The organism is Dietzia sp. CW19, assembly GCF_014145265.1.
Lineage (GTDB): Bacteria > Actinomycetota > Actinomycetes > Mycobacteriales > Mycobacteriaceae > Dietzia > Dietzia natronolimnaea.
Map to the genome: position 1 here is coordinate 3,563 of NZ_JAALEE010000400.1, position 3,275 is coordinate 6,837.

At 72.2% G+C, this 3,275-nt stretch carries 4 protein-coding genes; 2 read left to right on the forward strand and 2 right to left on the reverse strand.

Features of this window, described 5'->3' with window-relative positions:
* A partial coding sequence (locus G6021_RS12100) for a LysR family transcriptional regulator (RefSeq protein ID WP_182641389.1) occupies positions 1 to 380 on the reverse strand: 380 nt, incomplete at its 3' end.
* 150 nt (positions 381 to 530) lie between these two features.
* On the opposite strand from G6021_RS12100, the gene G6021_RS12105 reads away from it, so the two are divergent.
* Positions 531 to 1,766 carry a Glu/Leu/Phe/Val dehydrogenase gene (locus tag G6021_RS12105; protein ID WP_182611027.1) on the forward strand — a complete coding sequence of 412 codons (1,236 nt, stop codon included), beginning with the start codon at positions 531 to 533 and terminating at the stop codon, positions 1,764 to 1,766.
* Positions 1,767 to 1,880: 114 nt separating this feature from the next.
* Here the strand turns inward: G6021_RS12105 and kstR are convergent, their stop codons facing one another.
* The gene (gene kstR / locus G6021_RS12110) at positions 1,881 to 2,627 is read right to left on the reverse strand and encodes a cholesterol catabolism transcriptional regulator KstR (protein ID WP_182611026.1); all 747 of its coding nucleotides are present in this window, start codon (positions 2,625 to 2,627) and stop codon (positions 1,881 to 1,883) included.
* Between the two features lie 166 nt (positions 2,628 to 2,793).
* Here kstR and G6021_RS12115 point away from each other — a divergent pair.
* A partial coding sequence (locus G6021_RS12115; RefSeq protein WP_182641388.1) for an acyl-CoA dehydrogenase family protein occupies positions 2,794 to 3,275 on the forward strand: 482 nt, incomplete at its 3' end.

Genomic DNA, 3,275 nt, shown 5'->3' on the forward strand with positions numbered 1-3,275 from the left:
CGGCTGCGCACCTCGATCCCCGGGTGGTCCCGGGCGAGCACCCGGATCCCGGCGGGCAGCAGGGTCGTGGCCACCGATGCCCAGACCCCGGCCGTGAGGGTCGTCCCGACCCCGGCCCGGGCCGATTCCATCGCGTGCCCGGCGTCCTCCACCGCGGCCAGGATGGTCTCCGCGTGCCCGGCCAGGACCAACCCGGCCTCGGTGAGCCCGATCCGGCGGCCACGACGCTCGAACAGGGGGGTCCCCGCCTCCCGTTCGAGAAGAGCGAGCTGTTGGGACACAGCGGAGACCGTGTAGTCCAGGGCCCCGGCGACGGCGGTCACGGTCCCGCGACGCTCGAGTTCGCGGAGCAGTCTGAGTCGGTGCAGTGACGGCTCCATGGCCCCGAGCGTAGGGGCTGACCGGGGACAGTGCAGAAAAAGTGAACGGTCGGGTCCATCGATTCTCGCTGGACCCGGGCCCGTCCCCGCTCCCATGCTTGAGGGACCCCGCCGGAGAGTCGGGACGAGGCGTTTCAGGAGGCGAGCACCATGACATCCATCGAGATTCCGGGTTTCACCGCGACAACCGGGTCGGTGCCGGTGGCAGTGCCGGCTCCACCCGCGGAGGGTCCCGCCACCCGCGAACCGTACCTGCGGCTGCACTGGAAGGACGACGTCACCGGCGCCCGAGGGTTCCTCGTCGTGGACACCCTCGTCGGTGGCCTGGCCACCGGCGGGACCAGGATGCGGGCCGGCTGCACCCTGGGTGAGGTGGAGGACCTGGCCCGCGGCATGACCCGCAAGACCGCGGCCTTCGACCTCCCCGTCGGCGGTGCCAAGGGCGGGATCGACTTCGACCCCAAGGATCCCCGCGCCGTGGAGGTGCTGGGCCGGTTCTGCGAGGCGATGCGCCCGTTCCTCGACCGTCACTGGGTGACCGCCGAGGACCTGGGGGTTCCGCAGCACCTGATCGACGAGGTCTTCGCCGGGCTGGGGATGCGGCAGTCGTACCACGCCGCCATCGAGCGCTCCGAGGATCCCGCCGCGACCGCCGCACGTATCTTCCGCGGGCTCACCGCCGAGGTGCCCGGCGGGTTGCTCGGCGACGTGATCGGCGGGTACGGCGTGGCGCAGGCGTGTCTGGCCGCGGCGTACGTGCGCGGCTGGGACGTCGGACGCACCACCGTCGCGGTCCAGGGCGTGGGCACGATGGGCGGCGCTGCCGCCTGGTACCTGCACGAGGCCGGGATGACCGTGGTGGCGGTGGCCGACGCCGCCGGGACGCTCTACGACCCGGCGGGCCTCGACATCCCCGCGCTGCTGGCCACCCGCGACCGCTTCGGTGAGATCGACCGGGGAGCCGTCCCCGCCCGCGTCCAGCGGCTGGAGCGGGACCAGATCATCGGGATGGACGTCGACGTCCTGGTCCCCGCCGCGGTCTCGTACGCCATCACCGCGGACAACTGCGCGTCCGTCAGCGCGTCGATCGTGGTGGAGGCCGCCAACGCCGCCACCACCATCGACGCCGAACTCGACCTGACCGCGCGCGGGATCGCGGTGCTGCCGGACTTCGTGGCCAACGCCGGCGCGGTGGCCTGGGCCTGGTGGCTGATCCTCGGAGAGGTCGACGAGCAGCCCGGGACCTCGTTCCTGCGGCTCAGCCGGGAGATGACGGCCAAGGTCTCGGACCTTCTCACCGCCTGGACGCCCGCGGACGGCCCGGTGCGGTGGACGGCGGACGTCTCGCACCTGGTGCGTCAGGTCCCGACGGTCGTGGTGCCCTGACCGAGGGGGCTCGAACCCCTGGCCGTCTGAGCACCCCAGGCGCGCGACCACCGCAGCCGCACACGGGAAGACCGTGTGCGGCTGCGGTCGCGGCGGGGTGGGTGAGGAGGTCGGTCAGGCCCCGGGCTCGGCCCCTGCCTCCGCGTTCTCCTCGGACACCCCGTTCTCCTCGGACGCCCCGTTCCCCTTGCCGATGGCGGTGTGCAGCCGCGCCCGGCGGGGGGAGTCGTCCGTGCCCAGCAGGAGATCGATGGTCAGGCCCAGGCGGCTGTTGACGTCCGCCGCCGAGGACCGCCTGGTGAGCCAGGAGACGAGGTTGGACATCCACACGTCGGAGACCACGCGGGCGATCGAGAGCTGGACCTCGTCCGGTTCCCCCTGGGCCATGGCGCGGGCGATGATCCGGTCCATGTAGAAGCCCACCTCCTCGACCTCGTTGGCCACCGACGCGTCGGCGAACATGAACGCCCGGGTCATGGCCTCGGTGAGGTTGGGATCGCGCTGCATGGACTTGGTGATCATGTCCACCACGACCTTCATGCGCTCCTGGGCGGTGTCCCCGGGCGGGGCCGAACGCTCCGTGCGCTGGTCCAGGCGGCGGAACTCGCGGGCCAGTGCGGAGACCAGGAGGTGGACCTTGGAGGGGAAGTAGCGGTAGAGCGTGCCCACCGCGACCTCGGCCTTCTCGGCCACCGCGCGCATCTGCACCGCCTCGTACCCGCCCTTGGCGGCCAGGGCCAGCGTGGCGTCGAGGATCCGGCGACGGCGCTCCCGCTGCGACGAGGTGCTGGGCTCGTCGCCGCGGGGCGCGGGATCAGACGCGGCAGGACCGGAACCGGTCTCGGTCGAGCTCTTGGTCATGAGGCGAGCCTCCTGGGCTGGCGAGCGGCCGATGGGGGCCGGGTTCGGTGTTCACGTCCTGCTGGTGCATTCTAGAACACGGTTGTTAGAACACGTTCTACTATGGGGGAGAGCGCCGGTCCGCGGACCGGCGCCGGTTCGAACCCCGTCTCGACGAGGAGCCACCGTGAGCATCGCCACCACCCCGGATCAGACCGAGATCCAGAACTCGATCAAGTCCTGGGCGAAGTCCGTCGATCCCGTGGACACAGTACGCGCCCAGGAGACGGACCCGGACGCCTGGAAGGCGCATTGGCCGCAGTTGGCCGGATTGGGGATCTTCGGCGTGGCCGTCGCCGAGGAGCACGGCGGGGCCGGGGCCGAGATCGTCGACCTGGCCTGCATGCTCGAGGAGGCCACCGCCCGGATGGCCCCGGGCCCGATCCTGTCGACCGCCCTCGCGGGCGTCCTGGTCTCGCGTGCCGGGGGCCGGGTGGCCTCCGCGCTGGGCGAGACCATCGCCGAGGGCGGACTGCCCGTCGGCGTCTGCCTGGGCCTCGGCACGGCGACGCTCACGGGCTCGGACACAGCGGGCTCGGACACAGCGGGATCGACCACAGCGGGATCGACCACGGTGACCGGCGATCCTGGTGTCGCCTACGGCGGGAA